Source organism: Planktothrix agardhii, from assembly GCF_904830935.1.
Taxonomy (GTDB): domain Bacteria; phylum Cyanobacteriota; class Cyanobacteriia; order Cyanobacteriales; family Microcoleaceae; genus Planktothrix; species Planktothrix agardhii.
Genome location: NZ_LR882952.1, coordinates 614,076 through 640,040 on the forward strand (window position 1 = coordinate 614,076; position 25,965 = coordinate 640,040).

36 protein-coding genes are annotated in these 25,965 nt (G+C 44.3%); 31 read left to right on the forward strand and 5 right to left on the reverse strand.

All coding sequences use genetic code 11. From position 1 onward, the window contains the following. Positions 1–36 precede the first annotated feature (36 nt). The 5 genes from NMG88_RS02755 to ndhN all read right to left on the reverse strand — a co-directional run bounded on the left by NMG88_RS02755 (position 37) and on the right by ndhN (position 6,662). Complete coding sequence (locus NMG88_RS02755) at positions 37–1,119, reverse strand: chemotaxis protein CheW (RefSeq protein WP_227350031.1); 1,083 nt, start codon at positions 1,117–1,119, stop codon at positions 37–39. A gap of 49 nt (positions 1,120–1,168) precedes the next feature. Further along, positions 1,169–2,734, reverse strand: coding sequence for a CheR family methyltransferase (locus NMG88_RS02760; RefSeq protein WP_235750951.1), 1,566 nt, complete (start codon positions 2,732–2,734; stop codon positions 1,169–1,171). A 186-nt stretch (positions 2,735–2,920) separates the two neighbouring features. After that, positions 2,921–4,660 (reverse strand): R3H domain-containing nucleic acid-binding protein, encoded by a 1,740-nt coding sequence (locus NMG88_RS02765; RefSeq protein ID WP_227350033.1) that lies wholly within the window; start codon positions 4,658–4,660, stop codon positions 2,921–2,923. Between the two features lie 119 nt (positions 4,661–4,779). Continuing rightward, positions 4,780–6,045: a circadian clock protein LdpA gene (gene ldpA / locus NMG88_RS02770; RefSeq protein WP_042151653.1), complete on the reverse strand. Its 1,266-nt coding sequence runs from the start codon at positions 6,043–6,045 to the stop codon at positions 4,780–4,782. A 140-nt stretch (positions 6,046–6,185) separates the two neighbouring features. Further along, complete coding sequence (gene ndhN / locus NMG88_RS02775; RefSeq protein WP_026786906.1) at positions 6,186–6,662, reverse strand: NAD(P)H-quinone oxidoreductase subunit N; 477 nt, start codon at positions 6,660–6,662, stop codon at positions 6,186–6,188. Positions 6,663–7,278: 616 nt separating this feature from the next. On the opposite strand from ndhN, the gene rplC reads away from it, so the two are divergent. The 31 genes from rplC to prfA all read left to right on the forward strand — a co-directional run bounded on the left by rplC (position 7,279) and on the right by prfA (position 25,896). Beyond that, complete coding sequence (gene rplC, locus NMG88_RS02780) at positions 7,279–7,968, forward strand: 50S ribosomal protein L3 (protein ID WP_026797651.1); 690 nt, start codon at positions 7,279–7,281, stop codon at positions 7,966–7,968. Between the two features lie 14 nt (positions 7,969–7,982). Next, positions 7,983–8,621: a 50S ribosomal protein L4 gene (gene rplD / locus NMG88_RS02785; protein WP_042151656.1), complete on the forward strand. Its 639-nt coding sequence runs from the start codon at positions 7,983–7,985 to the stop codon at positions 8,619–8,621. Next, a complete protein-coding gene (locus NMG88_RS02790; protein WP_026786903.1) occupies positions 8,611–8,916 on the forward strand; it encodes a 50S ribosomal protein L23 in 306 nt (101 codons plus the stop codon). Before rplD ends, NMG88_RS02790 begins: the two co-directional genes overlap by 11 nt. Before the next feature lie 128 nt (positions 8,917–9,044). Then, positions 9,045–9,908 (forward strand): 50S ribosomal protein L2, encoded by an 864-nt coding sequence (gene rplB, locus NMG88_RS02795; RefSeq protein WP_042151659.1) that lies wholly within the window; start codon positions 9,045–9,047, stop codon positions 9,906–9,908. A gap of 87 nt (positions 9,909–9,995) precedes the next feature. Then, positions 9,996–10,274: a 30S ribosomal protein S19 gene (gene rpsS / locus NMG88_RS02800; RefSeq protein WP_026786901.1), complete on the forward strand. Its 279-nt coding sequence runs from the start codon at positions 9,996–9,998 to the stop codon at positions 10,272–10,274. A gap of 69 nt (positions 10,275–10,343) precedes the next feature. Next, the gene (gene rplV / locus NMG88_RS02805) at positions 10,344–10,700 is read left to right on the forward strand and encodes a 50S ribosomal protein L22 (protein WP_026786900.1); all 357 of its coding nucleotides are present in this window, start codon (positions 10,344–10,346) and stop codon (positions 10,698–10,700) included. Positions 10,701–10,766: 66 nt separating this feature from the next. Beyond that, positions 10,767–11,495 carry a 30S ribosomal protein S3 gene (gene rpsC / locus NMG88_RS02810; RefSeq protein WP_042151662.1) on the forward strand — a complete coding sequence of 243 codons (729 nt, stop codon included), beginning with the start codon at positions 10,767–10,769 and terminating at the stop codon, positions 11,493–11,495. 75 nt (positions 11,496–11,570) lie between these two features. Beyond that, the gene (gene rplP / locus NMG88_RS02815) at positions 11,571–11,996 is read left to right on the forward strand and encodes a 50S ribosomal protein L16 (protein WP_026786898.1); all 426 of its coding nucleotides are present in this window, start codon (positions 11,571–11,573) and stop codon (positions 11,994–11,996) included. A 50-nt stretch (positions 11,997–12,046) separates the two neighbouring features. Beyond that, positions 12,047–12,283 carry a 50S ribosomal protein L29 gene (gene rpmC, locus NMG88_RS02820; protein ID WP_026793859.1) on the forward strand — a complete coding sequence of 79 codons (237 nt, stop codon included), beginning with the start codon at positions 12,047–12,049 and terminating at the stop codon, positions 12,281–12,283. Between the two features lie 158 nt (positions 12,284–12,441). Further along, a complete protein-coding gene (gene rpsQ, locus NMG88_RS02825; RefSeq protein WP_042151665.1) occupies positions 12,442–12,699 on the forward strand; it encodes a 30S ribosomal protein S17 in 258 nt (85 codons plus the stop codon). Positions 12,700–12,736: 37 nt separating this feature from the next. Further along, on the forward strand, positions 12,737–13,105 hold the full coding sequence (gene rplN, locus NMG88_RS02830; protein WP_026786895.1) for a 50S ribosomal protein L14: 369 nt from the start codon (positions 12,737–12,739) through the stop codon (positions 13,103–13,105). After that, entirely contained in the window at positions 13,105–13,458 is a 354-nt protein-coding gene (gene rplX, locus NMG88_RS02835; protein WP_042151669.1) for a 50S ribosomal protein L24, read from the forward strand. The genes rplN and rplX overlap by 1 nt, the downstream gene beginning before the upstream one ends. Positions 13,459–13,617: 159 nt before the next feature. Then, on the forward strand, positions 13,618–14,169 hold the full coding sequence (rplE, locus tag NMG88_RS02840) for a 50S ribosomal protein L5 (protein ID WP_026786893.1): 552 nt from the start codon (positions 13,618–13,620) through the stop codon (positions 14,167–14,169). An 18-nt stretch (positions 14,170–14,187) separates the two neighbouring features. After that, entirely contained in the window at positions 14,188–14,589 is a 402-nt protein-coding gene (gene rpsH, locus NMG88_RS02845; RefSeq protein ID WP_026793861.1) for a 30S ribosomal protein S8, read from the forward strand. 142 nt (positions 14,590–14,731) lie between these two features. Next, positions 14,732–15,280 carry a 50S ribosomal protein L6 gene (rplF, locus tag NMG88_RS02850; protein WP_026797653.1) on the forward strand — a complete coding sequence of 183 codons (549 nt, stop codon included), beginning with the start codon at positions 14,732–14,734 and terminating at the stop codon, positions 15,278–15,280. 3 nt (positions 15,281–15,283) lie between these two features. Then, positions 15,284–15,646 (forward strand): 50S ribosomal protein L18, encoded by a 363-nt coding sequence (gene rplR, locus NMG88_RS02855; protein WP_026786890.1) that lies wholly within the window; start codon positions 15,284–15,286, stop codon positions 15,644–15,646. Between the two features lie 142 nt (positions 15,647–15,788). Continuing rightward, positions 15,789–16,331, forward strand: coding sequence for a 30S ribosomal protein S5 (gene rpsE / locus NMG88_RS02860; protein ID WP_026793862.1), 543 nt, complete (start codon positions 15,789–15,791; stop codon positions 16,329–16,331). A gap of 39 nt (positions 16,332–16,370) precedes the next feature. Next, positions 16,371–16,838: a 50S ribosomal protein L15 gene (gene rplO / locus NMG88_RS02865; RefSeq protein ID WP_026793863.1), complete on the forward strand. Its 468-nt coding sequence runs from the start codon at positions 16,371–16,373 to the stop codon at positions 16,836–16,838. A 92-nt stretch (positions 16,839–16,930) separates the two neighbouring features. Further along, complete coding sequence (gene secY / locus NMG88_RS02870) at positions 16,931–18,238, forward strand: preprotein translocase subunit SecY (protein WP_026797654.1); 1,308 nt, start codon at positions 16,931–16,933, stop codon at positions 18,236–18,238. Then, positions 18,235–18,807 (forward strand): adenylate kinase, encoded by a 573-nt coding sequence (locus tag NMG88_RS02875; RefSeq protein WP_026797655.1) that lies wholly within the window; start codon positions 18,235–18,237, stop codon positions 18,805–18,807. The genes secY and NMG88_RS02875 overlap by 4 nt, the downstream gene beginning before the upstream one ends. Positions 18,808–19,032: 225 nt before the next feature. Beyond that, positions 19,033–19,257 carry a translation initiation factor IF-1 gene (infA, locus tag NMG88_RS02880; RefSeq protein ID WP_008191178.1) on the forward strand — a complete coding sequence of 75 codons (225 nt, stop codon included), beginning with the start codon at positions 19,033–19,035 and terminating at the stop codon, positions 19,255–19,257. A gap of 103 nt (positions 19,258–19,360) precedes the next feature. Then, the gene (gene rpmJ, locus NMG88_RS02885; RefSeq protein ID WP_071782548.1) at positions 19,361–19,474 is read left to right on the forward strand and encodes a 50S ribosomal protein L36; all 114 of its coding nucleotides are present in this window, start codon (positions 19,361–19,363) and stop codon (positions 19,472–19,474) included. A gap of 315 nt (positions 19,475–19,789) precedes the next feature. Beyond that, a complete protein-coding gene (gene rpsM, locus NMG88_RS02890; RefSeq protein ID WP_026797656.1) occupies positions 19,790–20,170 on the forward strand; it encodes a 30S ribosomal protein S13 in 381 nt (126 codons plus the stop codon). 92 nt (positions 20,171–20,262) lie between these two features. Continuing rightward, entirely contained in the window at positions 20,263–20,655 is a 393-nt protein-coding gene (rpsK, locus tag NMG88_RS02895) for a 30S ribosomal protein S11 (protein WP_026786884.1), read from the forward strand. A 137-nt stretch (positions 20,656–20,792) separates the two neighbouring features. Further along, a complete protein-coding gene (locus tag NMG88_RS02900; RefSeq protein WP_193372730.1) occupies positions 20,793–21,749 on the forward strand; it encodes a DNA-directed RNA polymerase subunit alpha in 957 nt (318 codons plus the stop codon). Positions 21,750–21,901: 152 nt separating this feature from the next. Continuing rightward, positions 21,902–22,252 (forward strand): 50S ribosomal protein L17, encoded by a 351-nt coding sequence (gene rplQ / locus NMG88_RS02905; RefSeq protein WP_026786882.1) that lies wholly within the window; start codon positions 21,902–21,904, stop codon positions 22,250–22,252. 138 nt (positions 22,253–22,390) lie between these two features. Then, complete coding sequence (gene truA / locus NMG88_RS02910; RefSeq protein ID WP_042151682.1) at positions 22,391–23,197, forward strand: tRNA pseudouridine(38-40) synthase TruA; 807 nt, start codon at positions 22,391–22,393, stop codon at positions 23,195–23,197. Positions 23,198–23,270: 73 nt separating this feature from the next. Then, positions 23,271–23,729 (forward strand): 50S ribosomal protein L13, encoded by a 459-nt coding sequence (rplM, locus tag NMG88_RS02915; RefSeq protein WP_026786880.1) that lies wholly within the window; start codon positions 23,271–23,273, stop codon positions 23,727–23,729. Then, on the forward strand, positions 23,729–24,139 hold the full coding sequence (gene rpsI / locus NMG88_RS02920) for a 30S ribosomal protein S9 (RefSeq protein ID WP_042151685.1): 411 nt from the start codon (positions 23,729–23,731) through the stop codon (positions 24,137–24,139). Before rplM ends, rpsI begins: the two co-directional genes overlap by 1 nt. Positions 24,140–24,239: 100 nt before the next feature. Further along, positions 24,240–24,467, forward strand: a complete 228-nt coding sequence (gene rpmE, locus NMG88_RS02925) for a 50S ribosomal protein L31 (protein WP_026786878.1) — start codon at positions 24,240–24,242, stop codon at positions 24,465–24,467. A gap of 319 nt (positions 24,468–24,786) precedes the next feature. Further along, positions 24,787–25,896 (forward strand): peptide chain release factor 1, encoded by a 1,110-nt coding sequence (gene prfA / locus NMG88_RS02930; protein ID WP_042151688.1) that lies wholly within the window; start codon positions 24,787–24,789, stop codon positions 25,894–25,896. The last annotated feature ends 69 nt before the right edge of the window (positions 25,897–25,965 follow it).

Below are 25,965 nucleotides of genomic sequence, written 5' to 3' on the forward strand. Positions count from 1 at the left end.
TGATTACAAAATTCATGAAATCTATCTTACCTGGGATTAAACCTCTTGATCAACAAATAATTCTCCTTGAGTCATAATTTTTGCCACATTCAGAATGCTCATCATTTTGTCTTGATAAAAAGCTGTCCCCTGTAAGTATTCATCCTGTTTGAGATGAACCGCGGTAGGAATAGTTTTAATCTCGGATTCTTTTAAGTATATTACATCAAAAATTGCTTCTACAATGATTCCGGCAACAATATCATTAATTTTAACAATCATAGCCTTAGATAATACTTGAGAGGCTTGTAAAGGTAAATTCACGAGGCTCCGAATATTCACTAAAGTTAATATTTCCCCGCGTAAATTCATATTTCCAACAATATGGGGAGGAGTACAAGGAATCGGTGTAATATTATGAATGTCTGTAAATTCTCGGATAATTTCTAGGTTAACCCCGAAATATTCTCCATTTAAACTGATCACAGCCAAAGCAACTAACCCAGTAAAATCTTGGTTATCAATGGAACATCTTAAATTTTTAGCTCGTTCTTGAAAAATTATCCGTTCTTCTGGGGTTGCATCGGGAGAGAAAATATAATTTTGTACTTTCTGGTGGGTGTGTTGTTTGGAGGACTCTCCTTGGAGATGGGGTTGATGATTTTCGAGATTTATTCTCTCTAAATTAAAATCTGGGAGAGAGTGACTAATATATTGAATCAGGGTTTCTGGATTTAAAATCATGACCAAATGTTCATCAACTTGAGCCACACCTTGAAGATAATAGGAAGGGTGAACCTGATTAAATTCCTGTTGAAATTTATAAGCTAATTCAGTTTTAATGGCATCGCTAGTAATCATTTTCACTTCAGAAACTTGAGTGACAATAATTCCTAATCTAATGTTATTAAATCTTAAAATAATTACGCTATCTGATACAGTATAATTCGGCTCAGGATACCCTAATCGAATAGTTAAATCAATGATGGGAAGTAACTCTCCCCGCAAATTAATTAAACCCACTAAATCAGCAGGGGCGGCGGGAATTGGTGTTAATTCGGGCAGGAAAAAAATTTCTTCAACTACAGAAGCCATAATTGCATAACACATCGACTTCAGTGTAAAAATTAAATAAGCCATAATTCAGTTATCAGTAAACAGTTATCAGTAAACAGTAAACAGCCAATAGTCAACAGTCAATAGCTAAATGTTTATTTTCTAAAAAAACAATTAAATCTTGAGCCGTAACTCCTTCCAAATGTTCAATCCCCATGGTTGGAGGTAAGGATTTGAGGAGAGCTAAAGCGTTACCATACATTTTAGCTGATCGGGTATGATCTCCTTCTCTTTCATAAATCGATGCGAGTTCCAGATAGGCTGGAATCGATGAGGGAAGCAGATAAATAATTCTTTTGGATAATGACTTTGCTCCAACTAAATCCTCCTGTTCTTGAGCGATATGTAACAGTAAATAATAAGGTAATATAGATAAAGAATCTATTTCAATCGCTTTTTTACAGTAAGATATAGCTTGTTCATATTTTCCTAAATTTGCCCATGCTTGTGCCAATAAATAATAAGCATCAAATTTAGTTTCGGATTTTAGGTGGCGATTTTCATTTCTTTCTTTTTTTTCTGTGATGGTCAAATCCAGATTTTTTACATAATAGTTATAAGTTTGAAGAAATTGTTCAGCTTTTTGAATGGCGGCTGAATACTGTTTATTTTTAAAATATCTTTTTGCTTCTTCTAGGCTTTTTTGAGATAACTTTAAATTTTCAGCTTGATGATTCGCAACCTGGTTGGTTTTAGGGTATGGCTCCTGATATTTCTGGGAAGAATATAATAGATTATTCCAACAATTATCTATATTAATAATTGATTTTTTGGTAATAGTCAAGGGTTCTTTCAATAAATCAATAGGTCGTTGATAAATCATGGATTCAGGATGAATTTTTGCTTGAAATTTTTCAATATTTTCTATACCTTGTAATTCAGCATGACCTGTAATTAAATAACCTCTTGGTTTTAAAACATTAAAAAACTTATAAATTACTTGATTAATATAGTCTTTTTCAAAATAAACAAAAACATTCCGACAAATAATTAAATCCACATCTTGAATCGGGTTATAATTAGGATGACAATAGGAATCTTTAACTAAATTCAAATTAAAAAATTTAACAGAATTCTGAGTCAACGAATTGATTTTCCAATCTTCTCCTTGTTGCATAAAGTATCTATTTCTCAGTTCTAAGTCAACCATACGGAAAGACCAAGCGGTGTATAAGCCTTGAGTGGCTTTTTTTAAGGCTTCCTCATTCACATCAGTTCCTAGAATCTGAAGATTCCAACTTCCCCAGTCTGGGATTAACTGTTGAAGTAAAATAGACAGGGTATAGGGTTCTTCCCCCGTCGAACAACCCGCACTCCAAAGAGTTAAACTTTTGGTGTCTTGCCGCGATGCAATTAAATCTGGTAAAACTACAGTTCGTAAGAGATTAATTTGACCTTGATCTCTAAAAAAATAACTTTCAATGGTTGTAATTAAAGGAATTAATTGTTTCCATTCCTCTCGACTTTGGGAACTATCGGTACTTAATAAATCTAAATAAAATTGAGGATGAGGCAGTTTTAAAGATTTAACTCTGATCTTTATTTTTTCAGCCAGTACACCGTAGTCCTGCAAACGAATAAATAACCCGGTTTGACTTGTAATCAGCTTAATAAAAAGTTCGATTAGTGCTGGTTCCATATAATAATCAGTTATCAGTTAACAGTCATCAGTTATCAGTTTAAGAGTTAATCAAAATCAGTCATCGGTTAACAGTCATCAGTTATCCGTTCAAGAGTTATCAGTTATTAACTAATAACTGCCAACTAATAACTGCCAACTAATAACTGTTAACTGTTAACTGATGACTGATGACTGATCACTGACTTAGGCGGGATAAATTCTTAAACGACGGTTTGGTTCTTCCCCAAAACTATTGGATTTCAGACGATAATGTTCTACTAATTCATGCTGCATTTTTCTGACTTGGGAAGACCGAGGCAGTAATTCCACAGGTTGTCCTTTAGGAATCACAATTTGTTCCACCGCTAAACGGGCCTCTTCCAAGGCTTCGATTTCATCAGAAGAACCACTGGCCACAAACAAATTCAAATCCGCAATTTCTGGGGTACTGGGATCTTCCATTTGTAACAGACGTCGTAGGGCACGGGCAATTTGAGGGTTGTTCGGTGATTTTATCGTATGAATCGGAACTTGACGAGTTTTAGCAACATGGCGGATTTTGGATTGATTTCTAATATGCGATCGCAACGCTAACACCACATCCGCACTATCAATATCCTTAGTCAAAATCACCGGTAAAGATAACATTTGGATCACCTGTTCAATTTGATGACGAGGAACCCCATAGGGATAAATACTTAACGGTGAACCTTCCCCTAGTTTATGAATTAAGGTAAATTCCTCATCGGGAACACCAGGGATAACCCCAGAAAAAGACTGTTCCAGTAGTTGTTCAAAATATTGAGATTCTGACGCCGTATTTTCCACAGGTAAAGGCATCATTTTCCCTGAACCTCGCAACCCCCGAACAACAGGCATTGTAGCCGCAGGTTCCCGGGATTTCATCGTTGAGCGTTTAGGACTGGTAATGGGGTTAACGGGAGTATATCGTTCTTCAAAAACTTCAACTTCACCCGCATCATTCATAGTTCTGATTTGCAAAATCGGCTGCATTCCGCGTAACAGATGATCAATCGTAGTCGCTACAGATTCATGTACAACCCACCGTTGCTGTTCCAACATTTCCACCGCCACATCAAAGGTCGGAGGGGCTTTACGCTCCAATACCGTCTTTTGAGAACCCCGACGTCGAGCTTCCTCATCCCCTAAAGTCACCGCTTGAATTCCCCCAATCAAATCGGCAAGGGTGGGGTTTTTCATCAAGTTTTCAATCCGATTACCGTGGGCTGTACCAATCAACTGTACCCCCCGTTCGGCAATGGTTCGCGCCGCTAAAGCCTCCAGTTCTGTGCCAATTTCATCAATCACAATCACCTCTGGCATATGGTTCTCCACCGCCTCAATCATGACTTGATGTTGCAGTTCAGGACGAGCCACCTGCATCCGACGCGCCCGGCCAATGGCAGGATGGGGGATATCTCCATCCCCAGCAATTTCGTTAGAGGTATCAATAATGACTACTCGTTTTTCCAGTTCATCCGCTAACACACGGGTAATTTCTCGCAATGCCGTGGTTTTTCCCACTCCTGGACGACCCAGCAAAAGGAGCGATTGACCCGTTTCCACCAAATCTCGAATCATGCCAATCTTACCAAAGATGGCTCGACCCACCCGACAGGTTAAACCAATCACCTTTCCCGTCCGGTTGCGAATTGCGCTAATTCGATGTAAAGTTTGCTCAATCCCAGCCCGGTTATCCCCGCTAAATTCCCCAATCTGCACAATACAATGTTCCAGATCGTCCAAGGAGACAGGGATAGTCGAGAGATATTCGGCTTTGGACGGAAAACGAGCCTCTGGAAGACGCCCCAAATCCATCACAATCTCAATCAGACTATCTCGTTGGGGATGCTGTTGCAAATTCTGCCGAATCTCATCAGGAACAATGGAGAGTAATTTGTTCAGGTCGTCTGTAATTTGCATACTCTTATCATTTATCAGTAAATAGCTATCAGTTATCAATGATGAATCAGTTATGATTTCAGCAGTCATTTATGAATTTTTTATCAGCAAAACTTTTTATTTTATTCACCGATAACTGATTAATGATCGCCGATAACTGATTTAATTTGGGAGACAAGGGTTGAGGCTTTACCGACCACTTGCCAGAGCAACTCCGGGTTAGCTTCCAGTACAGATAGGCTAGGGCGCGTCTCGACGGAAGAAAGCGTCTTCTTCTGACTCAAAGGTTGAGATCCTTCAATGAAGGTTTCCTGCCGTTGAAAACTATCCCTTTGAGGTTCGGTCGTGGATCGGGATTCCAACTGTTCCAACAGGGGTGACAACAGAACACGGGCATAGCTACCATATCCAACACCCGCCACCCGATGACCATAATTAACTGACCTTAACTGTTTTCCACCAATGGTCTGAGTTTGTTGATCAGGATTTGGAAAAACGGGGTTAAGCACAGGATCATCTATAACTGTTGACTGTAAAAGCCCAAGGGATTTGAGCTTGGCTACAGTATAATCGTTTGTGCCACCCGCAAGCTGTACATATCCAGGTAAATTTGCCGCCAAAATTTTTTGGCACAGTTTCACACTTGCCAAGGTTGTCCCCGCCCCAATATCCCCACTCATCGGTCGGCCATCGGTTTGCCAAATTAAGGGACAATTCAGGGGTAGGATCATTTCAGATAAGGTTTTCAGATAGTTGACTACCCCCTCCCCATCCGGGCAGCTAATTGCCACCAGTTTGAGTTTTTCCAAATAGGGTTGGATACTATTCCAGAGTCGTTGAAAGTCTTTTTCCCGTCCCACTTGGGTATGAATTTCTAAGGCATCTATCCCAGTTTGTAATACCAGGGGAGCAATCTGATCGGGGCGAAAAACATAAGACCGAGCATCAATCAAATCCACTGGACAGATGGAAATACAGCGTCCGCAGCCATAGCATAGTTCATCTATGACACCAGATTTTAGGGGGGAAAATGCGATCGCTCCCGTAGGACAAACCGTTTCACAGGGTCGCCAACAACTTTCAGGACAAACGGTCGCCTCAAACTGCGCCTTCCGAAAATGCGGATCTTCACCATCATTCAAGCTCACCATTAACCACGGACGATAGCGATAGCCAAATCCCAGGGTTTGGGCCTGTTCACCGAGAAATTCAGCCCGGTTTAAGGCTTCCTGAGCCACTGTAATCACCGCCGGGTCAGCCGCCACATCAATACAGTCCGCCCCGGCTAAGGTGTAGGCTAAGGTTAAATTTCGGATCGCAGGCAAATGTTGATAACTGGCTCCGCAAATGAGTTTGAACCAGTTACCTTGTTGTAAAGCTGTTAAAGGAGAATCATAATTGTTCACACTTTCTATGGTGACACAAGAATCAGCGTTTTAGAATCATCTTTTAATTGATTAATCAGATGGTTTTTGTTAAAAAAATTAAGTTGGGTATTTACCCAACTCATTCGGCTTAAAATCAACCTCAAAATTAATAACAGTGTTCAAGCCGCAACATTTACATCCTTGAGCGGTGTCCATTGGACGACTCGCGCTCCACCCATTTCCACCACCAATTTGACCCGAGGTTCTTGTTGGGGTAGCTGAGTTAGAAACGTTATCTCTTGACTCGACAAAATATGACCTTCAATAATCCACAGCACTAAACCTTTCGATTTGGGTGGAAGTTGCTCTAACTGGGTATTTAAAATCGGAGGAACATAATAAACATCCCCAACAGCCGCTTCATTCCCACTGCTTTTTTTACCTAAATGAGCAGGACGAACCCCATGCACCCCGGTTAAATAAGCCGATAAATCTCCTAAACCCCGTGCAGATAGGTTATAGGTTGTATATCCATTCGCCCGCAACCGACGACGATACCGTCCTTCAAACCCCCCTTCCAGGGGAACATACATTCCTAATGCCTTGTATGTTTCCAAATCTCTAATCAGCTTGCTTCCTGTTGTAATCAGTGCCATAACTTGGTGATTAACCTCTTAACTGCATCTTGCTCAATCTCTGCTTGAGATATTTTGACACAATTTTGATCAGAATCCCAATGGGTTATTGACAGATTGTTAAAATTACCCTACAATTAAAAATTGTCGCTAATCGGTCAAATACTGTTAGCTTCTAAAATACCAAATTTCAGAGGCTGTGAGGACATCGCGTTAACGGTGTTCACCCCAAAGAAGTCAGGAGTTAGGAGTAGAGCAGTTAAGCCGAATCCGCAAGGAAACAGCAACCGACTGACCTTAAACTCTAAACAAATTCGGCGCGAGCCAAGAGATCTGCAGAGGGTTTGAGATACATCAGCAAAGGATACTGAGTAGCTTGCTGCTCAAGTCCGGGCGACATAAGTGCATTATTGAGGGCAATCCTCGATTTGCAAACAGCTTAGAACTTGTTAATAGCCTGAAACTGTTCTAAATTCCCCAGGGTTTATCCTGCTTAAACGGTAGGAGATGACCTTGGCGTGTTTAAACATCTACAAGCCATTTTAGCAAATGTCTTGTTCATCTGTTGCAAGCGGATTCTTCCTTAAAGTCGATCCGAATCTTATTTGTAATGCTTAGAAAAGAGAGGCTAGTTTAAGTGTCTGTAGGTATCCTCGGCACAAAGGTCGGTATGACCCAAATCTTTGAAGCGGAAAGCGGGAAAGCTATTCCTGTCACCGTCATTCAAGCTGGGCCTTGCATCGTGACCCAGATTAAAACCAAACAAACCGACGGCTACACAGCTATCCAACTAGGATACGGTGAAGTTCCTGATAACAAACGCAAGCTTAATACAAAAAAAACTCCCGACAAAGAGGTCAATAAGTATCTCAGCAATGCGGAACAAGGACATTTAGCCAAATCCGGCGGCACCTGTGTACGTCACCTGAAAGAATATCGGGTCAGCGAACCCGAATCTTTTCAATTAGGCCAACAACTCAAAGCTGATATTTTCACCCAGGGACAACTGGTGGATGTCAGTGGAACCAGTATGGGTCGTGGCTTCTCCGGTTATCAAAAACGGCATAACTTCAAACGAGGCCCCATGGCCCACGGTTCCAAAAACCATCGTCAACCCGGTTCGATCGGCCCTGGAACCACTCCTGGCCGTGTTTACCCTGGAAAACGCATGGCCGGACATTATGGAGCCAGCCAAGTGACCACACGCAAATTAATCGTTGTGCGTATCGATCCTGAACGTAACCTCCTGTTAGTCAAAGGAGCGGTTCCTGGCAAGCCCGGTGGTTTGTTAAGCATCGCCCCAGCTAATATCGTCGGTGGTAAGTAGTCAAGGAGATAACTATGGTTGATTGTGTAGTCCGAAATTGGCAGGGTGAAAGCGTTGGACAAGCAACCCTTGATCTGAAAGTCGCATCCCCCGAAAATGCCAGTCATATTGTTCATAGAGCCGTAGTCCGGCAACTAGCCAATGCTCGTCAAGGCACAGCTTGCACCAAAACCCGTGCGGAAGTTCGGGGGGGCGGTCGCAAACCTTGGCGTCAAAAAGGCACAGGTCGCGCTAGAGCCGGTTCTATTCGTTCTCCCCTATGGCGAGGGGGCGGGGTGATCTTTGGGCCAAAACCCAGGGACTATTCCCAGAAAATGAATCGCAAAGAAAGACAGTTAGCCCTACGCACCGCCTTTCAAAGCCGGGCTGAGGATTTAATTGTGGTAGAAGACTTTGCAGATCAGTTTTCTCAGCCGAAAACCAAAGATCTAGTATCGGCGATGACCCGTTGGGGAATTGAACCCGATTCAAAAGTCCTCTTGGTACTGTCAGAGAAACAACCGAATATTTATCTGTCCGGTCGCAATATTCCTAGATTGAGAATGTGCTTGTCCGATAGCTTAAACGTTTATGACGTCCTAGCTGCTGACACAATTGTAACAACTGCTGCTGCCCTAGCCAAAATTCAGGAGGTTTACGGAGATGCAACATGATCCCGGCGATCTGATTGATTTGGTGAAGCGTCCGATTGTCACAGAAAAAGCCACGAGGTTAATGGAAATCAATCAGTTCACCTTTGATGTTGATCGGCACGCAACTAAGCCGATGATCAAACAAGCTATTGAACTGTTATTCCCCGTGAAAGTCAAAGCTGTTAATACCCATATTCCGCCTCGTAAACGTCGTCGGGTCGGTAAATTTGTGGGATTTAAAACAGGCTACAAACGGGCAATTATTACCCTAGAGGATGGGGAGCCTTTGCGGAAAGTCTTGTTCCCAGGGGTGTAGAGTCAGTTGTTGGTAATCAGTAAACAGTAAATATTGTAAGAATTAAACATTAAATCTTGCATTTTTTCTTGACTGATAACTGATAACTGATGACTGATTACTGATTACTGATTAGTAAGGATTACATAATGGGAATTCGTTCATACCGACCCTATACTCCCGGTACTCGCCAACACACTGTTTCCGACTTTGCAGAAATTACCCGCTCTGAACCGGAACGTTCCTTAACAACTTCCAAACACCGGGACAAGGGAAGAAACAACCGAGGCGTGATTACCTGCCGTCATCGGGGTGGCGGACACAAAAAGCTGTATCGAATTGTTGATTTTCGTCGGGATAAGCACGAAATCCTCGCTAAAGTCGCGGAGATTGAGTACGATCCCAACCGCAATGCTCGAATTGCCCTGGTGTATTACACCGATGGCGAAAAGCGTTACATCCTGCATCCGTTAGGACTCAAAGTCGGAACCATGATTGTTTCTGGCCCAGAAGCTCCGATCGAGATCGGGAATGCCCTGCCCTTATCGAAAATTCCGTTAGGGACAGACGTGCATAACGTCGAGTTGATTCCCGGTAAAGGGGGACAAATCGTTCGAGCCGCCGGGACTACAGCCCAAGTCCTAGCGAAAGAAGGGGACTATGTGACCCTGAAGTTACCTTCGGGGGAACAACGCAAAATCCCAGCTAAGTGCTACGCCACCATTGGACAGGTTGGTAATATTGATGCTCGCAACATCAGTATCGGGAAAGCCGGTCGTAAGCGTTGGAAAGGTCGTCGTCCTGAAGTTCGCGGTAGTGTCATGAACCCGGTGGATCACCCCCATGGTGGTGGTGAAGGACGCGCTCCTATCGGTCGTTCTGGCCCTGTTACTCCTTGGGGTAAACCCGCCCTAGGTGCGAAGACTCGGAACAAGAAAAAACGCAGTACCGCTTTGATTGTTCGTCGTCGTCGGAAGTCCTCGAAACGGGGTAAAGGTGGACGGCAAACTTAATCGGGTTGTCAGTTGGCGGTTGACAGTTCCTTCGGTCAACAGTCAACACTGCAAAACCTTGACACCTTAACGGTTAATAAATTAACTATGTCTCGTTCACTTAAAAAAGGCCCTTTTGTGGCGGATCATCTCCTGAGCAAAGTTGAAAAACTCAATGCCAAAGGAGAAAAACAGGTGATTAAAACCTGGTCAAGAGCATCGACGATTATTCCTCAAATGGTGGGTCATACGATCGCTGTCCATAACGGTAGACAACACGTTCCCGTGTTTCTGACGGAGCAAATGGTCGGTCATAAATTAGGAGAATTTGCTCCAACTCGTACTTTCCGAGGCCACGCCAAAAGTGACAAAAAAGCCCGCCGTTAAAAGTTAACAGTCGATATTATTTCACTGGTAACTGATGATGCGGATACATAATGACTGACATGATGAACTATGGCTATAGATACTAGCGCCGAGGTGAAGGCGATCGCTCGTTACATTCGGATGTCACCTCATAAAGTAAGACGAGTCCTGGATCAGATTCGAGGACGATCCTACCGTGAAGCCTTGATTATTTTGGAATTCATGCCCTATCGGTCTTGTGAGCCAATTCTCAAAGTTTTACGCTCTGCGGTTGCTAACGCAGAACACAATTCTGGTTTAGATCCTGCCAGTTTAGTGATTTCCCAGGCTTACGCCGATCAAGGGCCAACCATTAAACGGTTTAGACCTCGCGCCCAGGGTCGTGCCTACCAAATTAGAAAGCCGACTTGTCATATTGTGGTTGCCGTAGCTCCAGCCACGGAGTAGGGAACAGTAATCAGCAAAAAGCGCGAGTAGGACATTCTAAACTCTTTTCTAAAAAAGAATTGAAACATGGGACAAAAAATTAATCCTATTGGGTTTCGGTTAGGAATTACCCAAGAACATCGATCTCGTTGGTTTGCCGATTCCAAACAGTATCCCGAACTGTTACAAGAAGACCATACAATTCGGGAGTATGTTCGCAAGGAATTGAACAATGCCGGAATTTCCAAAGTCAGAATTGAACGCAAAGCCGATCAAGTTGACCTAGAAATTCATACCGCCAGACCGGGTGTGGTCGTAGGTCGTGGGGGGGCAGGAATTGAAACCCTGCGTGTGGGCCTCCAGAAAAAACTCGGCAATAATCGCCAAATTCGGATCAACGTGGTGGAAGTTGCCAAAGTTGATGCGGACGCCACCTTAATTGCCGAGTATATCGCCCAACAACTAGAAAAACGGGTTTCCTTCCGTCGTGTAGTCCGTCAAGCCATTACTCGGGCACAGAAAGCCGGAATTGAAGGCATCAAAATTCAGGTCAGTGGTCGGTTAAATGGGGCAGAAATCGCTCGGACTGAATGGACTCGGGAAGGGAGAGTACCTTTGCATACCCTCCGCGCTGATATTGACTACGCCTACTGCACGGCGCTGACAATCTACGGCATTCTCGGCGTTAAAGTTTGGGTTTTTAAGGGCGAAATTATCCCAGGACAAGAGGAATTAGCGAATTCTCCGACCAGTCAACCCCGTCGGAATCGTCAACCTCGTCGTCAAAAATATGACGACCGTTCTAACGAAGGATAAAAAGATTGTTGTCTGTTATCTATTTACTGATAACTGATAATGCGGATAGGTGAATACTGATTATCGGATTCGATCATGTTAAGTCCCAGAAGAACAAAATTCCGCAAACAACAGCGTGGTCGCATGAGAGGTCAAGCGACCCGGGGTAATGATCTAAATTTCGGTGATTTCGCACTGCAAGCTTTAGAACCCTGTTGGATTACCTCTCGCCAAATCGAAGCAGCCCGTCGAGCCATGACTCGCTATATTCGTCGGGGTGGAAAGATTTGGATTCGGATTTTCCCCGATAAGCCCGTAACCATGAGAGCCGCTGAAACCCGGATGGGTTCTGGTAAAGGTGCTCCTGAGTATTGGGTGGCTGTGGTTAAACCCGGTCGAGTATTATTTGAAATTGCCGGAGTTACCGAAGAAATTGCCCGGGAAGCGATGCGGTTAGCGGCGTTTAAATTGCCGATTAAAACCAAATTTATTGCCCGTCCCGTTGACGAAGAAGCTCAATAAAAGTGCTGTTAACCGTTAACGGTTAACTGTCAATCCCACAGGACTTTGTTATGTCTTTTCCAAAAATCGAAGAAGCCCGACAGTTAAATGATGAAGAACTGTCTCAGCAAATCTTGGAGATCAAAAAACAATTGGCTAACTTGCGGTTACTTAAAGCCACCGGGCGTTTAGAAAAACCCCACGAGTTTAAGCACACGCGCCATCGTTTAGCCCAATTAAAGACGGTGGAACGGGAACGCCAAATCAGTAATCAGTCATCAGTTACCAGTGATCAGTTGTCAGTTTAAGAGTTATCAGTTTAAGAGTTAATCAACTGTTGGCTTATTGACTAATAACTGATTCCTAATAACAGTTAACTAATAACTGCCAACTAATCACTGTTAACTGATGATGACTGATGACTGATGACTGATAACTAATAACTGATTTTGGAGAGATTTGCACTATGGCAGTAAAAGAAAGAGTTGGCTTGGTCGTTAGTAACAAAATGGATAAAACAGTGGTTGTAACGGTAGAAAACCGTTCTCCCCATCCTAAATACGGCAAAATTGTCGTTAAAACTAAACGATATAAAGCCCACGACGAAAACAACCAATGTCAAGAAGGAGATCGGGTTCGCATTGCCGAAACTCGCCCTTTAAGCAAAACAAAACGCTGGAATGTGGTCGAAATTCTAGGCGGTAATGACAAAACCAATCTGTAGGGATTTGGTTATTACTTGAGAACGAAAAAATAAGATCATGATTCAAGTCCAAACAATTCTCAATGTTGCTGACAATAGCGGTGCGCGAAAATTAATGTGTATTCGCGTTTTAAAGGGTGGTAACTGTCGCTATGGCGGAATCGGTGATGTAATCATTGCCGTTGTCAAAGATGCTATTCCCAATATGGCGGTGAAAAGATCCGATGTAGTTCGGGCTGTAATCGTCCGTACTCGTCATAGTTTACGTCGAGATAGTGGCATGAGCATTCGGTTTGATGACAATGCGGCTGTGATTATCAACGCAGACGGTAATCCCAGAGGCACTCGTGTATTTGGCCCTGTGGCTCGGGAACTACGGGATAAGAATTTCACGAAAATTGTTTCTCTTGCACCGGAGGTTCTGTAATGTCCAAAAAAACCACATCTAATAAACCCAAACGCTATAAAATGCACGTTAAAAAAGGCGATACCGTGCAGGTAATTACGGGTAGCGATCGAGGAAAAGTCGGAGAAATTCTTCGGGTTCTTCCCAAGGCCAGTAAAGTCGTTGTTAAGGATGTCAACGTGAGAACCAAGCACGTTAAACCTCGTCAAGAGGGAGAATCCGGTCAGATTACGACTTTTGAAGCCCCAGTTCACAGTTCTAATGTGATGCTGTATTCCACTAAAGAAAACGTTGCCAGTCGGGTGTGTTACACCTTTACCGAAGACGGACGTAAGGTGAGAATGCTGAAAAAAACGGGTGAAATTATTGATTAAAGAGGGAAGAGGGAACACCGGAACACCGGAACAGGAAATTCAAAACCCAAAACCTATTACCTATTACCCATTACTCATTACCTATTACCCATTCGTAATTCGTAATTCCAATTGTCAACTATCCTGACAAAGCCCAGGATTTATAAAGAGCAACTCACTATGGTAGCTAAACTCAAGACTGTCTACTTGGACAAAATCGTCCCCAAAATGATGGAGCAGTTCCAATATGAGAACATCCATCAGGTTCCTAAGATTATTAAAGTCACAATCAACCGAGGTTTAGGTGAAGCGTCTCAAAATGCTAAAGCGTTAGAGTCCTCCCTGAATGAATTGGCTGTGATTACCGGACAAAAACCCGTGGTCACAAGAGCCACAAAAGCCATTGCTGGATTCAAAGTTCGCAAAGGAATGCCCGTTGGTGTGATGGTGACCCTGCGTTCAGAACGGATGTATGCTTTCTTAGATCGACTGATCAACTTATCCCTACCTCGGATTCGTGACTTTCGGGGTGTGAGTGGAAAAAGTTTTGATGGTCGAGGTAACTACAGTTTGGGTGTCCGAGAACAACTGATCTTTCCTGAAATCAGCTATGACAGTATTGATCAAATTCGAGGCTTAGATATTTCAATTGTCACCACGGCAAAAACCGATGAAGAAGGGCGAGCCCTGCTCAAAGAAATGGGAATGCCTTTTCGGGAAAGCGGTGTGTAGTAAAGTAACGAGGAAACTATGGCGGCAAACGATACTATTGCGGATATGTTGACGCGCATTCGCAATTCTTGCATGGCGCGGCATCAAACTACACAAATTCCTTCTACAAGAATGACTCGTAGTATAGCCCAAGTTCTCAAACAAGAGGGCTTTATTGCAGACTTTGAGGAAACAGGCGAAGGCATTAAAAAATACTTGGTGGTCTCTCTCAAGTACAACTCTAAAACCAAAGCTCCAACCATTCAGAAATTACAGCGAGTTAGCCGACCGGGTTTGCGAGTCTATCGCAACCGTAAAGAACTCCCTCGCGTCTTAGGTGGCATTGGCGTAGCAATTATTTCTACGTCTTCTGGTGTCATGACTGACCGAGAAGCCCGACGTCAAGGTGTCGGCGGTGAAGTGCTTTGCTACATTTGGTAAAAAGTTCGTTTATCGCTTGTCAGACTTCGGGTTTAGGGGTTTCAAAGCCTTATGTTTTGTCTCTGTGTCTCGGTGAACATTGAAGCAAGCGCGATTAGAACTAATCCAACCCTTTTCTATTCGAGAATTGAAATAAATAACTATGTCTAGAATTGGTAAACGTCCAATTTCTGTACCTAAGCAGGTCACCCTAACCATTAATGGTCAACAGGTTATAGTTAAAGGCCCCAAGGGTGAACTCTCCCGTGTGCTTCCCCCTGAAGTTGTGGTGGAACAGGACGGAGAAACCGTTAACGTCAAACGGGCTTCCGAATCTCGTACCGCTCGTCAACGTCATGGTCTCTGTCGAACCCTTGTTTTTAATATGGTTGAAGGGGTTTCTAATGGCTTTGAACGTCGTTTGGAAATCCAAGGGGTCGGTTATCGAGCCGCAGTCCAAGGTACAAACCTAGTGTTAAACGTCGGTTATAGCAAACCCGTGGAAATGATTCCCCCAGAAGGTATTCGCGTTGCTGTTGAAAACAACACTAACGTGATTATTAGCGGGATTGACAAAGAAATTGTCGGTAATATGGCCGCCAAGGTTCGTGCCGTGCGTCCCCCGGAACCCTATAAAGGCAAAGGCATTCGTTATCAAGGCGAAGTGGTCAGACGTAAAGCTGGTAAAACTGGTAAGGGTGGGAAAAAATAAACTATGAAATTAACTCGTCAAGAATCCCGGGATCGTCGTCATCGGAGAGTTCGAGTCAAGGTCTTTGGAACCTCTGAACGGCCTAGATTAGCAGTGTTTCGCTCCAATCATCACATTTATGTGCAGGTGATTGATGATACAAAACATCAAACATTAGTTGCAGCCTCTACCGTGGAACCTGATTTCAAATCCGCAGATTCATCCGGGGCAACCTGTGATGCCTCTGTCAAAATCGGTCAATTAATTGCTGAACGGGCTGTGGCTAAAGGCATCAAAAAAGTGGTATTTGATCGGGGTGGATATATCTATCACGGTCGCGTTAAAGCCCTAGCTGATGCAGCCCGAGAAGCTGGATTAGACTTCTAATAGTAAGCAGTAAACAGTAAACAGTCAATCAAATAAAATAGAAGTTATTGTTAATCAACCATGAATAACGGCAACGACCTAACTGATTACTGATTACTGATGACTGATCACTGAAATTAACGTTGTTCAGGATATTAAAACTATGGCAGAGCAGCAGCAACAGCGGCGCAACAACAAAAAAGGTAGCCGCACCAAAGAAAAAGAAGTCGAGTGGCAAGAACGGGTTGTACAAATCCGTCGTGTCACTAAGGTGGTAAAAGGCGGTAAAAAACTCAGCTTTCGGGCTGTAGTCATCGTCGGGAATGAAAAAGGTCAAGTCGGTGTCGGTGTCGGTAAAGCTGCCGATGTAATTGGGGCCGTTAAAAAAGGCGTTGCCGACGGTCGCAAAAACGTGGTCGAGGTTCCTTTAACCAAATCCAATTCTATTCCCCATCCCATCAACGGGGCAGGGGGAGGCGCTCAGGTGATGATGCGTCCTGCATCTCCTGGGACGGGGGTAATTGCTGGCGGAGCCGTCCGTACCGTTTTAGAACTGGCTGGTGTTCGGAATATCTTGGCTAAACAACTGGGTTCTAGTAATCCTCTGAATAATGCCAGAGCCACCATTGACGCTTTGCAATCATTACGCACCCTCGCGGATGTAGCTAAAGAGCGGGGAGTTCCCATTGAGCATCTTTACGCCTAATTCCGTTGTCCATCTGAAACTGTTCAAGTATAAGCAATCATGAGACTCAACGATGCTATACCCAAACCAGGCTCTCGCAAACGCGGACGTCGCCTAGGTCGTGGGATCTCTGCTGGTCAAGGTGCAAGCTGTGGTAAAGGGATGCGGGGACAAAATTCCCGTTCTGGTCACAGCACCCGCCCTGGTTTTGAAGGCGGTCAAAACCCTCTGTATCGACGCCTCCCCAAACTCAAGGGATTTCCTCAAGTTAATCGAAAACAGTACACTACGATTAATGTAGGTGAATTGTCATCCCTGTCGGCGAATACAGAAGTCACCCTAGCTTCTCTGCTAGAAGCGGGACTCCTAACCGCGAGTCGTGGCCCTCTGAAAATTTTAGGGAACGGAGAACTGAATGTTGCCCTTCGGATAGATGCGGCTGCATTTACTCAAGGTGCCCGTACCAAAATTGAAGCCGCCGGTGGGACTTGTCAGTTATCAGTCAACAGTAAACAGTTATCGGTCTAATAGTTAATAGCCAACAACTATTAATTATTAACTCTTAACTCTTAACTGATGACTGATAACTGATTACTGATAACTGATTGAGGTAGTCCTTCATGGTCGTTAGTCGAGACAAAGCGCCAACTGCACAGGAAACTTTCTTGCAGATGGCCCAAGCTGCTGGTCTAAGAGGTCGAATCCTAATCACCATTGGTTTACTGCTCCTGGTGCGTGTGGGTGTATTCCTACCGATTCCCGGTATTGATACGGCTAGTTTCAGAGCAGCTATTCAAAATAACCCGGTGATTGGATTCCTCGATTTATTTTCTGGGGGTGGACTTTCGGCTCTGGGAATTTTTGCCCTGGGGATTTTGCCCTATATTAATGCCTCCATCATCATGCAATTGATGACGACGGCTTTGCCCAGTCTGGAAGACTTACAGAAAAATGAGGGAGAAGCCGGACGCCGGAAGATTTCCCAAATTACTCGCTACGTGGCTTTAGGGTGGGCTGTGTTACAAAGTGTGGGGATCTCCATTTGGATTAATCCCTTTGCCAATAACCCTGGCCCCCTATTCCAAGTTCAAGTGGTTCTAGCCCTTGTAGCCGGATCAATGTTTGTGATGTGGCTCTCGGAACTCATTACTGAACGCGGGATTGGTAACGGTGCTTCTTTACTGATTTTTTTGGGTATCGTAGCAGTTTTACCAACTTCTTTGGGTCAGACCCTAGAATTAGCCCAAAGTGGGGATCAAGCGATTGTCGGTCGGGTGATTCTTCTGTTAATTATTTTCCTGGCGATGATCGTTGGGATTGTTTTTGTTCAGGAGGGAACTCGTCGAATTCCGATTGTTTCCGCCCGTCGGCAAGTTGGCCGAAAATTGTACCGAGAAAAAACGAGCTATTTGCCTCTGCGATTAAATCAAGGGGGTGTGATGCCGATTATTTTTGCCTCGGCGGTTTTAGTTTTGCCTGCTTCCATCTCTCAATTTACTAACAATCCGATTCTGGTTCAAATAGCAACGGCTCTAACTCCTAGTGGGTCAACTCCCTGGCTGTATGCGGCTTTCTATTTGGTACTGATTGTGTTCTTTAGCTATTTCTACGCTTCATTAATTATGAATCCTGTGGATATGGCACAGAACCTGAAGAAAATGGGGGCTAGTGTTCCGGGGATTCGTCCGGGTCGCACAACCAGTGAGTATATTGAGCGAGTTTTAAATCGATTGACGTTTTTGGGAGCGATCTTTTTAGGTTTAGTTGCCATTATCCCCACTATCGTTGAGAGCGCCACAAGGGTTCCTACTTTTCGGGGCTTTGGTGCGACATCTCTCTTGATTTTGGTGGGTGTAGCCATTGATACGGCGAAACAGGTGCAAACCTATGTGATTTCTCAACGATATGAAGGGATGGTGAAACGATAGTGCGTTTGATTTTTCTCGGCCCTCCAGGGGCAGGCAAAGGGACTCAAGCGGCTGTCATAGCTGCAAGCTTTGGGGTTCCTCATATCTCGACGGGTGAGATTTTACGCACCCATGTCGGTGAAGAAACTGATCTGGGTCAAAAAGCTAAGGACTATATGGCTCAAGGCGAATTAGTCCCAGATCAACTGATTTTAGATATGGTAAAACATCGTCTTGAGGAGTCCGATGCTCAGAACGGTTGGATTTTGGATGGGTTTCCTCGGAATATTTCTCAAGCTGATTTTATCGCCGACCTTGTACTCAAGGGAGACAGCGAAGCTAAAAATAGCGAGGGAGAACTCAAGGTGATTAACCTTGATGTTCCTGATGAGATTCTGGTACAGCGATTGTTGGCCAGAGGGCGTCAGGATGATAACGAGGGAATTATTCGTCACCGTTTACAAGTGTATCGGGAACAAACGGCTCCCTTAATTGATTATTACGGTCAGCGAAATCAACTCGATTCTATCAATGGGAACCGTTCCATGGATGAGATTACTCAAGAGTTGAAACAGGTTGTTTCTGCTTAGTAAAAATTCTGGGTCGGTCAAGTTGGAACCCCTTTACGGCTTTACCCGGGGTTTTAATGGAAATTAAGGCTAAGAGATTGACAAAAAACAGAGATTGAGCTCCAATTTTTGATAAAATATGTTAAGAAATACGTTTAAACTCGGATTTCTGAATGTCATCGGATGAGCAAATCTCGGCCATTTGTTGATCGGCGGGATGGATTGTTGAATTGAGGGAAAAACAACTTGGCTAAACAGGATCTGATTGAAATGGAAGGGACAGTCACTGAATCCCTTCCAAATGCTATGTTTCGCGTAGACCTAGATAATGGATTTAATGTCTTAGCCCACATATCGGGAAAAATCCGAAGGAACTACATTAAAATTTTACCTGGAGATCGAGTCAAAGTGGAATTAACCCCCTATGACTTGACAAAAGGCAGAATCACCTATCGTCTACGCAAAAAATAGATGGAAATCTTACCCTTTATCCCAAAGGTTAAGGGTTAGACTAGATAAAAATCAGCTTTCAGTGATATAATAATAAATTTGTTGTAGCGTCGCTCTAATTGGCATGAAAGTTCGAGCATCAGTCCGCAAAATTTGTGAAAAGTGTCGTGTTATCCGCCGTCGCGGACGGGTAATGGTGATTTGTTCTAATCCCAAGCATAAGCAGCGCCAAGGTTAACACCCTAGGTCGTCCATTAAGGACGGATTATGAGTCTTGCTGAAACACAGAAAAACAGACTAGACCTATTAGAATTCTGTGATTCAAGCCCTTACTTGGACAAGCCTCAACCATTGTGAAGTCTTAAAGAGTAGCTACAATCCTATTTTTTCCCGGATCAAAGGAAAGAATGTGCAGTTGAAATCAGTACAGTAGCTTCAACCTGCGTGCGTAGCCCCGGGCCATTCAGCAAATTGGGAATCCATTAATTGCCTATCATTTTACTGCATGATTTAGGCATTGTCGTTAGTTACATTTTAAAGGGAGACGTTCATTGTGGCACGGATAGCCGGAGTAGACCTTCCACGAGATAAGCGTGTTGAAATCGGTCTGACTTACATTTTTGGAATTGGACTTTCGCGGTCTCAACAAATTCTTAAAGATACGGGTGTTAATCCTGATACCCGGATTAAGGATCTAAATGATGCTGATATTGCAGCCCTACGGGCGGCCATCCAACTGTATCAGGTAGAGGGAGATCTGCGACGGATGGAGGCGATGAACATCAAGCGCCTCATGGATATTGGCACCTATCGGGGCCGTCGTCATCGTTTAGGTCTGCCTGTGCGGGGTCAACGCACCCGGACGAACGCTAGAACCCGTCGGGGTGTTCGCCGTACCGTTGCTGGTAAGAAAAAAGCGGCAGCTAAGAAATAGTTAAGCTAGGCGTTTCAACTTACAAGAACTGCTGGTTAAACCCGAGCAGGTTTCCTCAACTCACCGCAAAGAAAATCGTAAACGAGATTACTATGGCGCGACAAACGAAAAAAACAGGGCCTAAAAAGCAAAAACGTAACGTCCCGAATGGGTTAGCCTACATTCAATCCACCTTCAACAACACGATTGTAACGATTACTGATCCGAATGGGGAAGTCATTTCTTGGGCTTCTGCGGGGTCTACGGGGTTTAAAGGGGCAAAAAAAGGGACTCCTTTTGCTGCTCAAACCGCCGCGGAAAACGCTGGACGCCGAGCCAATGATCAAGGAATGCGTCAGGTTGAAGTGATGGTTAGTGGGCCGGGTGCAGGTAGAGAAACCGCAATTAGAGCCTTGCAAGGGGCTGGTTTAGAAATTACCTTGATTCGAGATATTACTCCGATTCCCCATAATGGTTGCCGTCCTCCCAAACGACGTCGCGTTTGACGACAGCTTTCACTTTTCGTTACGAACGTGAAGGTTAGCGTCTTTATTTAGGAAGAATGGATACTCAAGTTTAGTTTCATTCTTTGCCTTATACTGTCAATTCATTTTGGGGTTCAATGGAGAAGGGAGGTCCATCGGTGGCGCAGTTTAAGATTGAGTGTATTGAATCGAACACTGATACAGACCGGAGTCAGTACGGTAAATTTGTCTTAGAACCGTTAGAACGGGGCCAAGGGACAACGGTTGGTAATGCTCTAAGACGGGTTTTACTATCGAACTTAGAAGGAACGGCGATTACATCGGCACGGTTTGCCAATGTTAATCATGAGTTTGCAACAATTCAAGGGGTTCGGGAAGATGTTTTAGAGATTTTGCTGAACCTGAAAGAAGTTGTACTCAAGAGCTATACCCACCAAAAACAAATCGGTCGCTTAGAAGTTCAAGGCCCAGCGACGGTAACGGCGGGTCATTTTAAGTTGCCTTCAGAAGTTGAGGTTGTAGACAAAAACCAATATATCGCTACCCTATCCCCAGGATCAACCTTGGAAATGGAAATCCAAGTTGATAAGGGTACTGGGTATCACGCCGTTGAGCGTAATCGGGACGAGGCACTGGCTGTAGATTTTCTCCAAATTGATGCTGTGTTCATGCCTGTACGGAAAGTGAATTACACCGTCGAGGATGCACGGGTGGGTGGAACTGTAGAAAAAGACCGCCTGATCATTGAGATTTGGACAAATGGGAGTTTAACCCCCCAAGAAGCCATCAGCCAATCCGCGACCAAACTGGTGGACTTGTTCACTCCGTTGAAAGACATCACCTTGGAATCAATCAAAAGTGACCAGAATGATGATGTTGATCCGACCAGTCAAATCCCGATTGAAGAACTACAGTTATCAGTTCGGGCTTATAACTGTCTCAAACGCGCTCAAATCAACTCGGTCGCAGACTTACGGGATTATACTCAAGAAGACCTATTAGAAATTAAAAACTTCGGTCAGAAGTCTGCGGAGGAGGTAATCGAGGCGTTACAAAAACGCTTAGGGATTACACTGCCTCAAGAAAGGGCACCTAAATCAGTAGTTAGTAGTTAGTCATCAGTTATCAGGTAAGAATTTAAAGATAGTTCATTAACTCTTAATTCTTAAGCTGATAACTGTTTACTACTAACTCTTGCACTGATCACTGTTTACTAATAACTGATCACTGATTAAACCACTCCATCATTTTCTATCTGAAGGTAATTATGCGTCATCGTTGTCGTGTTCCCCAATTGGGCAAACCTGCTGATCAGCGAAAAGCATTGCTGCGATCGCTGGCTACAGAACTGATTCGCCATGGCCGAATCACAACCACTAAAGTTAGAGCCAAAGCGGTACAATCAGAAGCAGAAAAAATGATTACCCTAGCTAAAGACGGCTCCTTAGCGGCCCGTCGCCAAGCCATGGGGTATATCTATGACAAACAACTGGTTCATTCGTTATTTGATGCGGCTCCATCACGGTATGGCTCTCGCAATGGGGGTTACACCCGGATTATCAGAACTGTGAGCCGTCGAGGAGATAATGCAGAAATGGCTATTATTGAATTGGTGTAATCAGTTAACAGTTAACAGTAAACGGTTATCAGTGTGAGAGTTAATAGTTAATAAGCTATCTTTGAATCCTTGCTGGATAACTAATAACTGATAACTGATAAATAATAACTGGTGACTGATAACTGATAACTGATTTGTGTGATAGATCAACAGCGTATTGCCTTAGTGATTCAGTATCAGGGGACTCACTTTCAAGGTTGGCAGCGACAACCCAATCAACGGACAGTGCAGCAGGAAATTGAAACCGCGATCGCAACGGTAACTCAAGCTCCGGTTACACTCCACGCGGCAGGTCGCACCGATACTGGAGTTCACGCAGCGGCACAGGTGGCTCATTTTAATGCCCCCAGCTATATTCCTGACTATCGTTGGGCGACAATTCTCAATAATCGTTTATCGGAGGATGTGTTGATTCGGGCATCTGCCTCCGTTCCTAGCTCCTGGCACGCTAGGTTTTCGGCAAAATGGCGTCGATATCGGTACACCCTCTATACAGATGCTCGACCCAACCTATTTGTCCGTCCTTTCAGTTGGCATTACTATCATCATCCTTTAGATGAACAGTTAATCCAAGCCGCCCTGGAACAGTTAGTGGGATATAACCACTTATCGGCGTTTCAAAGGAGTGGAACCTCTCGCCCCCATGCTTGGGTAGACGTGCAGTTCGTCAGTTGTCAACGCCAAAATCCCTTCATCCATATTGAAGTACAAGCCAGTGGATTTCTATACGGAATGATGAGGTTGTTAGTCGGGTTACTGGTACAGGTGGGAAATGGGGAACGATCCCTAGAGGAATTTCGAGATATCTGGACTCAAGAACGCCGAGAACTTGTTAAATATGCAGCGCCCGCCCAAGGACTTTGCTTATTGCGAGTCGGTTATCCAGAGTTTCCCTTTGAGCCTGATATTTGGTTTGACACCTTTCCTAAACTTGTCGTTGGTTGATGGTAAACCGAGTAAGGTTTAACCCCTCAAAAGCCAACACTCCATTTATTCTTAAATTTAAGGACAATCAAGAATGAGCACAAAAACCTTCCTGCCTTCGGAAGCTTCCCTAGAACCCAAATGGTATGTAATCGATGCTGCTGACCAACGTTTGGGTCGTTTAGCCACCGAAGTTGCCCGAATTATTCGGGGCAAAAATAAACCCATTTACACCCCTCATATCGACACGGGGGACTTTGTAATTATTGTCAATGCGGAAAAAATTGAAGTCACGGGTAAAAAACGCAGTCAAAAACTGTATCGTCGTCACTCCGGTAGACCCGGTGGGATGAAAATTGAAACCTTTGAAAAATTGCAAGCCCGTATTCCAGAAAGAATTATTGAGCAGGCGATTAAGGGGATGTTACCCAAAAATGCTTTAGGACGTAACCTGTTTACTAAACTCAAAGTCTATGCGGGGCCTGATCATCCCCATGAAGCTCAAAAACCTGAAACCTTAATCATCAATACTATTCCAACAGGAGGTAATTAATGCAAGCAACTGATACTGGTCGTGCCGTTTACTGGGGAACTGGCCGTCGTAAATCTTCTGTAGCCCGGGTTCGACTGGTTCCGGGTACGGGTAAATTAACCATTAATGGTAAAGATGGGGATTTGTACCTGCAATACAACCAGGGCTATCTATCCGCGGCTAAGTCTCCCTTAGAAACCCTGGGCCTAGAAAATGACTATGATATTTTGGTCAATGCCAGTGGTGGTGGTTTGACTGGTCAAGCGGAGTCTATCCGTTTGGGTGTGGCCCGTGCTTTGTGTGAACTCAACCCCGATAACCGCAAACCCCTAAAAACCGAAGGGTACTTAACCCGTGACCCCCGGGCTACGGAGCGGAAAAAATATGGTTTACGCAAAGCGCGTAAGGCTCCTCAATACTCCAAACGTTAAAAACCCCATGGGTTTACTTACCGTTTCGGTGTCTCCCGGGGGAATGATCCGGTGTTAAAATTGTTAGTTGACAACTCGTAAAATTTAGAACGTCAAAACCATGCCTAAACCTGGTATTCACCCTGAATGGTATCCAGAGGCCGAAGTCTATTGTAACGGTGAATTAGTCACTACCGTTGGTTCTACACAGCCTCGACTTAATGTTGATGTGTGGTCAGGAAATCATCCTTTCTACACCGGAAATCAAAAAATTCTGGACACAGAAGGACGAGTTGAGCGCTTTCTGCGGAAATACGGGATGATCGACGATAAGCAGTCGGAAAAATAGCAAGGTTGTCGTTTGTCTGTGGTTAGTTGTATGTAGTGTTTATAGCAGGGAACACCGGAACACCGGAACACCGGAACACCGGGGGAAAACACTTTACCGTCTGGGTTCCAAGATCTGTCTGGTGTCTTAACTGCCTTGGCGGTTGCTATATAACAGACAACTGACCGTTTTAAATCCAGGGCTAATAGGGTTGATTTCATCTCGAATTCACCCCGTGCCTATGCCCTGAATCAGATTTAGGGAATCTAAATCTTGAATTTCTGAGTATGGACGTGCCATTAGCGCGTCTTTACCGAACCGACAAAGGACAACTGAGATTATGGCTGATGCTTATCTTGTCGATAAACTCAAATCGATTGAACAAACCTTTAATGAGTTAACCCTCCGTTTAGCTGACCCTGATGTAGCTACTGACCCGGATGAATTTCAACGGGTGGCAATGGCTCGCTCCTCAATGGAAGAAATTGTTTTAGCTTATCAGGACTGGAAAACGGCTCAAGAAGAACTGCTTGGCTCTCGTCAAGTCATGAAAGAAGCCGGGGATGACCTGGAAATGCGGGAAATGGCTGCTTTAGAAGTGGCGGAGTTGGAAGCTAAAATTAGTCGTCTTGAAATTCTTCTGAAAGTCCTGTTACTGCCCCGTGATCCTAATGATGATAAAAATATCATGTTGGAAATTCGGGCGGGAACCGGAGGGGAAGAAGCCAGTATTTGGGCGGGGGATTTAGTCCGAATGTATACCCGATATGCCGAAAGTCAGGGCTGGCGGGTAAGTATGGTCAGTGAGTCCGTCGCCGATATGGGGGGCTTTAAGGAGGCTATTTTAGAAATTCAAGGGAATAGCGTTTACAGCAAACTCAAATTTGAGGCGGGAGTTCATCGGGTTCAGCGTGTTCCGGTAACGGAGGCGGGTGGTCGGGTTCATACTTCTACGGCAACGGTGGCAATTATGCCCGAGGTCGATGAAGTGGAAATCGCTATTGACCCCAAGGATATTGAGATGACCACGGCTCGTTCCGGGGGTGCTGGTGGCCAAAATGTTAACAAGGTGGAAACGGCTGTTGACCTGTTCCATAAACCTTCGGGGATTCGGATTTTCTGTACCGAAGAACGGAGTCAGCTAAAAAACCGAGAACGGGCGATGCAGATTTTACGGGCCAAGTTGTACGAAGCAAAACTGCGGGAACAACAGGAAGCCGTAACTTCTATGCGACGTTCCCAGGTGGGAACCGGGTCACGTTCTGAAAAAATTCGGACTTATAACTATAAAGATAGTCGAGTTACGGATCACCGCTTAGGTGAAAACTTCACTCTAGCTACGATTTTAGAAGGAAGTTTGGAAAGTGTACTCAGTGCCTGTATTGTTAAGGATCAAGAGGAAAGATTGGCTGAATTAGCAAATTCCACATCTAGTCCAGTTTCAGTGTAATTCAAGGGGTTTTGGCTTTGATGAGTGTGATCACCGAGAGCGCCCATTAGGTTAGCCCTGGATGCGGAA

Bases quoted from the DNA above. Each gene is read 5' to 3' on its own strand.
- rpsE (WP_026793862.1), top strand. From the start codon at position 15,789: ATGGCAGAGCAGCAGCAACAGCGGCGCAACAACAAAAAAGGTAGCCGC.
- rpsS (WP_026786901.1), top strand. From the start codon at position 9,996: ATGTCTCGTTCACTTAAAAAAGGCCCTTTTGTGGCGGATCATCTCCTG.
- rpsC (WP_042151662.1), top strand. From the start codon at position 10,767: ATGGGACAAAAAATTAATCCTATTGGGTTTCGGTTAGGAATTACCCAA.
- rplX (WP_042151669.1), top strand. From the start codon at position 13,105: ATGTCCAAAAAAACCACATCTAATAAACCCAAACGCTATAAAATGCAC.
- rplF (WP_026797653.1), top strand. From the start codon at position 14,732: ATGTCTAGAATTGGTAAACGTCCAATTTCTGTACCTAAGCAGGTCACC.
- rplM (WP_026786880.1), top strand. From the start codon at position 23,271: ATGAGCACAAAAACCTTCCTGCCTTCGGAAGCTTCCCTAGAACCCAAA.
- rpsI (WP_042151685.1), top strand. From the start codon at position 23,729: ATGCAAGCAACTGATACTGGTCGTGCCGTTTACTGGGGAACTGGCCGT.
- NMG88_RS02755 (WP_227350031.1), bottom strand. From the start codon at position 1,119: ATGGCTTATTTAATTTTTACACTGAAGTCGATGTGTTATGCAATTATG.
- rpsQ (WP_042151665.1), top strand. From the start codon at position 12,442: ATGGCAGTAAAAGAAAGAGTTGGCTTGGTCGTTAGTAACAAAATGGAT.
- rpsK (WP_026786884.1), top strand. From the start codon at position 20,263: ATGGCGCGACAAACGAAAAAAACAGGGCCTAAAAAGCAAAAACGTAAC.
- NMG88_RS02765 (WP_227350033.1), bottom strand. From the start codon at position 4,660: ATGCAAATTACAGACGACCTGAACAAATTACTCTCCATTGTTCCTGAT.
- rplQ (WP_026786882.1), top strand. From the start codon at position 21,902: ATGCGTCATCGTTGTCGTGTTCCCCAATTGGGCAAACCTGCTGATCAG.
- rplR (WP_026786890.1), top strand. From the start codon at position 15,284: ATGAAATTAACTCGTCAAGAATCCCGGGATCGTCGTCATCGGAGAGTT.
- rpmE (WP_026786878.1), top strand. From the start codon at position 24,240: ATGCCTAAACCTGGTATTCACCCTGAATGGTATCCAGAGGCCGAAGTC.
- rplN (WP_026786895.1), top strand. From the start codon at position 12,737: ATGATTCAAGTCCAAACAATTCTCAATGTTGCTGACAATAGCGGTGCG.
- rplD (WP_042151656.1), top strand. From the start codon at position 7,983: ATGGTTGATTGTGTAGTCCGAAATTGGCAGGGTGAAAGCGTTGGACAA.
- rplO (WP_026793863.1), top strand. From the start codon at position 16,371: ATGAGACTCAACGATGCTATACCCAAACCAGGCTCTCGCAAACGCGGA.
- ndhN (WP_026786906.1), bottom strand. From the start codon at position 6,662: ATGGCACTGATTACAACAGGAAGCAAGCTGATTAGAGATTTGGAAACA.
- rpmJ (WP_071782548.1), top strand. From the start codon at position 19,361: ATGAAAGTTCGAGCATCAGTCCGCAAAATTTGTGAAAAGTGTCGTGTT.
- rplE (WP_026786893.1), top strand. From the start codon at position 13,618: ATGGTAGCTAAACTCAAGACTGTCTACTTGGACAAAATCGTCCCCAAA.
- rpsH (WP_026793861.1), top strand. From the start codon at position 14,188: ATGGCGGCAAACGATACTATTGCGGATATGTTGACGCGCATTCGCAAT.
- NMG88_RS02790 (WP_026786903.1), top strand. From the start codon at position 8,611: ATGCAACATGATCCCGGCGATCTGATTGATTTGGTGAAGCGTCCGATT.
- rpmC (WP_026793859.1), top strand. From the start codon at position 12,047: ATGTCTTTTCCAAAAATCGAAGAAGCCCGACAGTTAAATGATGAAGAA.
- prfA (WP_042151688.1), top strand. From the start codon at position 24,787: ATGGCTGATGCTTATCTTGTCGATAAACTCAAATCGATTGAACAAACC.
- secY (WP_026797654.1), top strand. From the start codon at position 16,931: ATGGTCGTTAGTCGAGACAAAGCGCCAACTGCACAGGAAACTTTCTTG.
- NMG88_RS02760 (WP_235750951.1), bottom strand. From the start codon at position 2,734: ATGGAACCAGCACTAATCGAACTTTTTATTAAGCTGATTACAAGTCAA.
- rplV (WP_026786900.1), top strand. From the start codon at position 10,344: ATGGCTATAGATACTAGCGCCGAGGTGAAGGCGATCGCTCGTTACATT.
- rplB (WP_042151659.1), top strand. From the start codon at position 9,045: ATGGGAATTCGTTCATACCGACCCTATACTCCCGGTACTCGCCAACAC.
- rplP (WP_026786898.1), top strand. From the start codon at position 11,571: ATGTTAAGTCCCAGAAGAACAAAATTCCGCAAACAACAGCGTGGTCGC.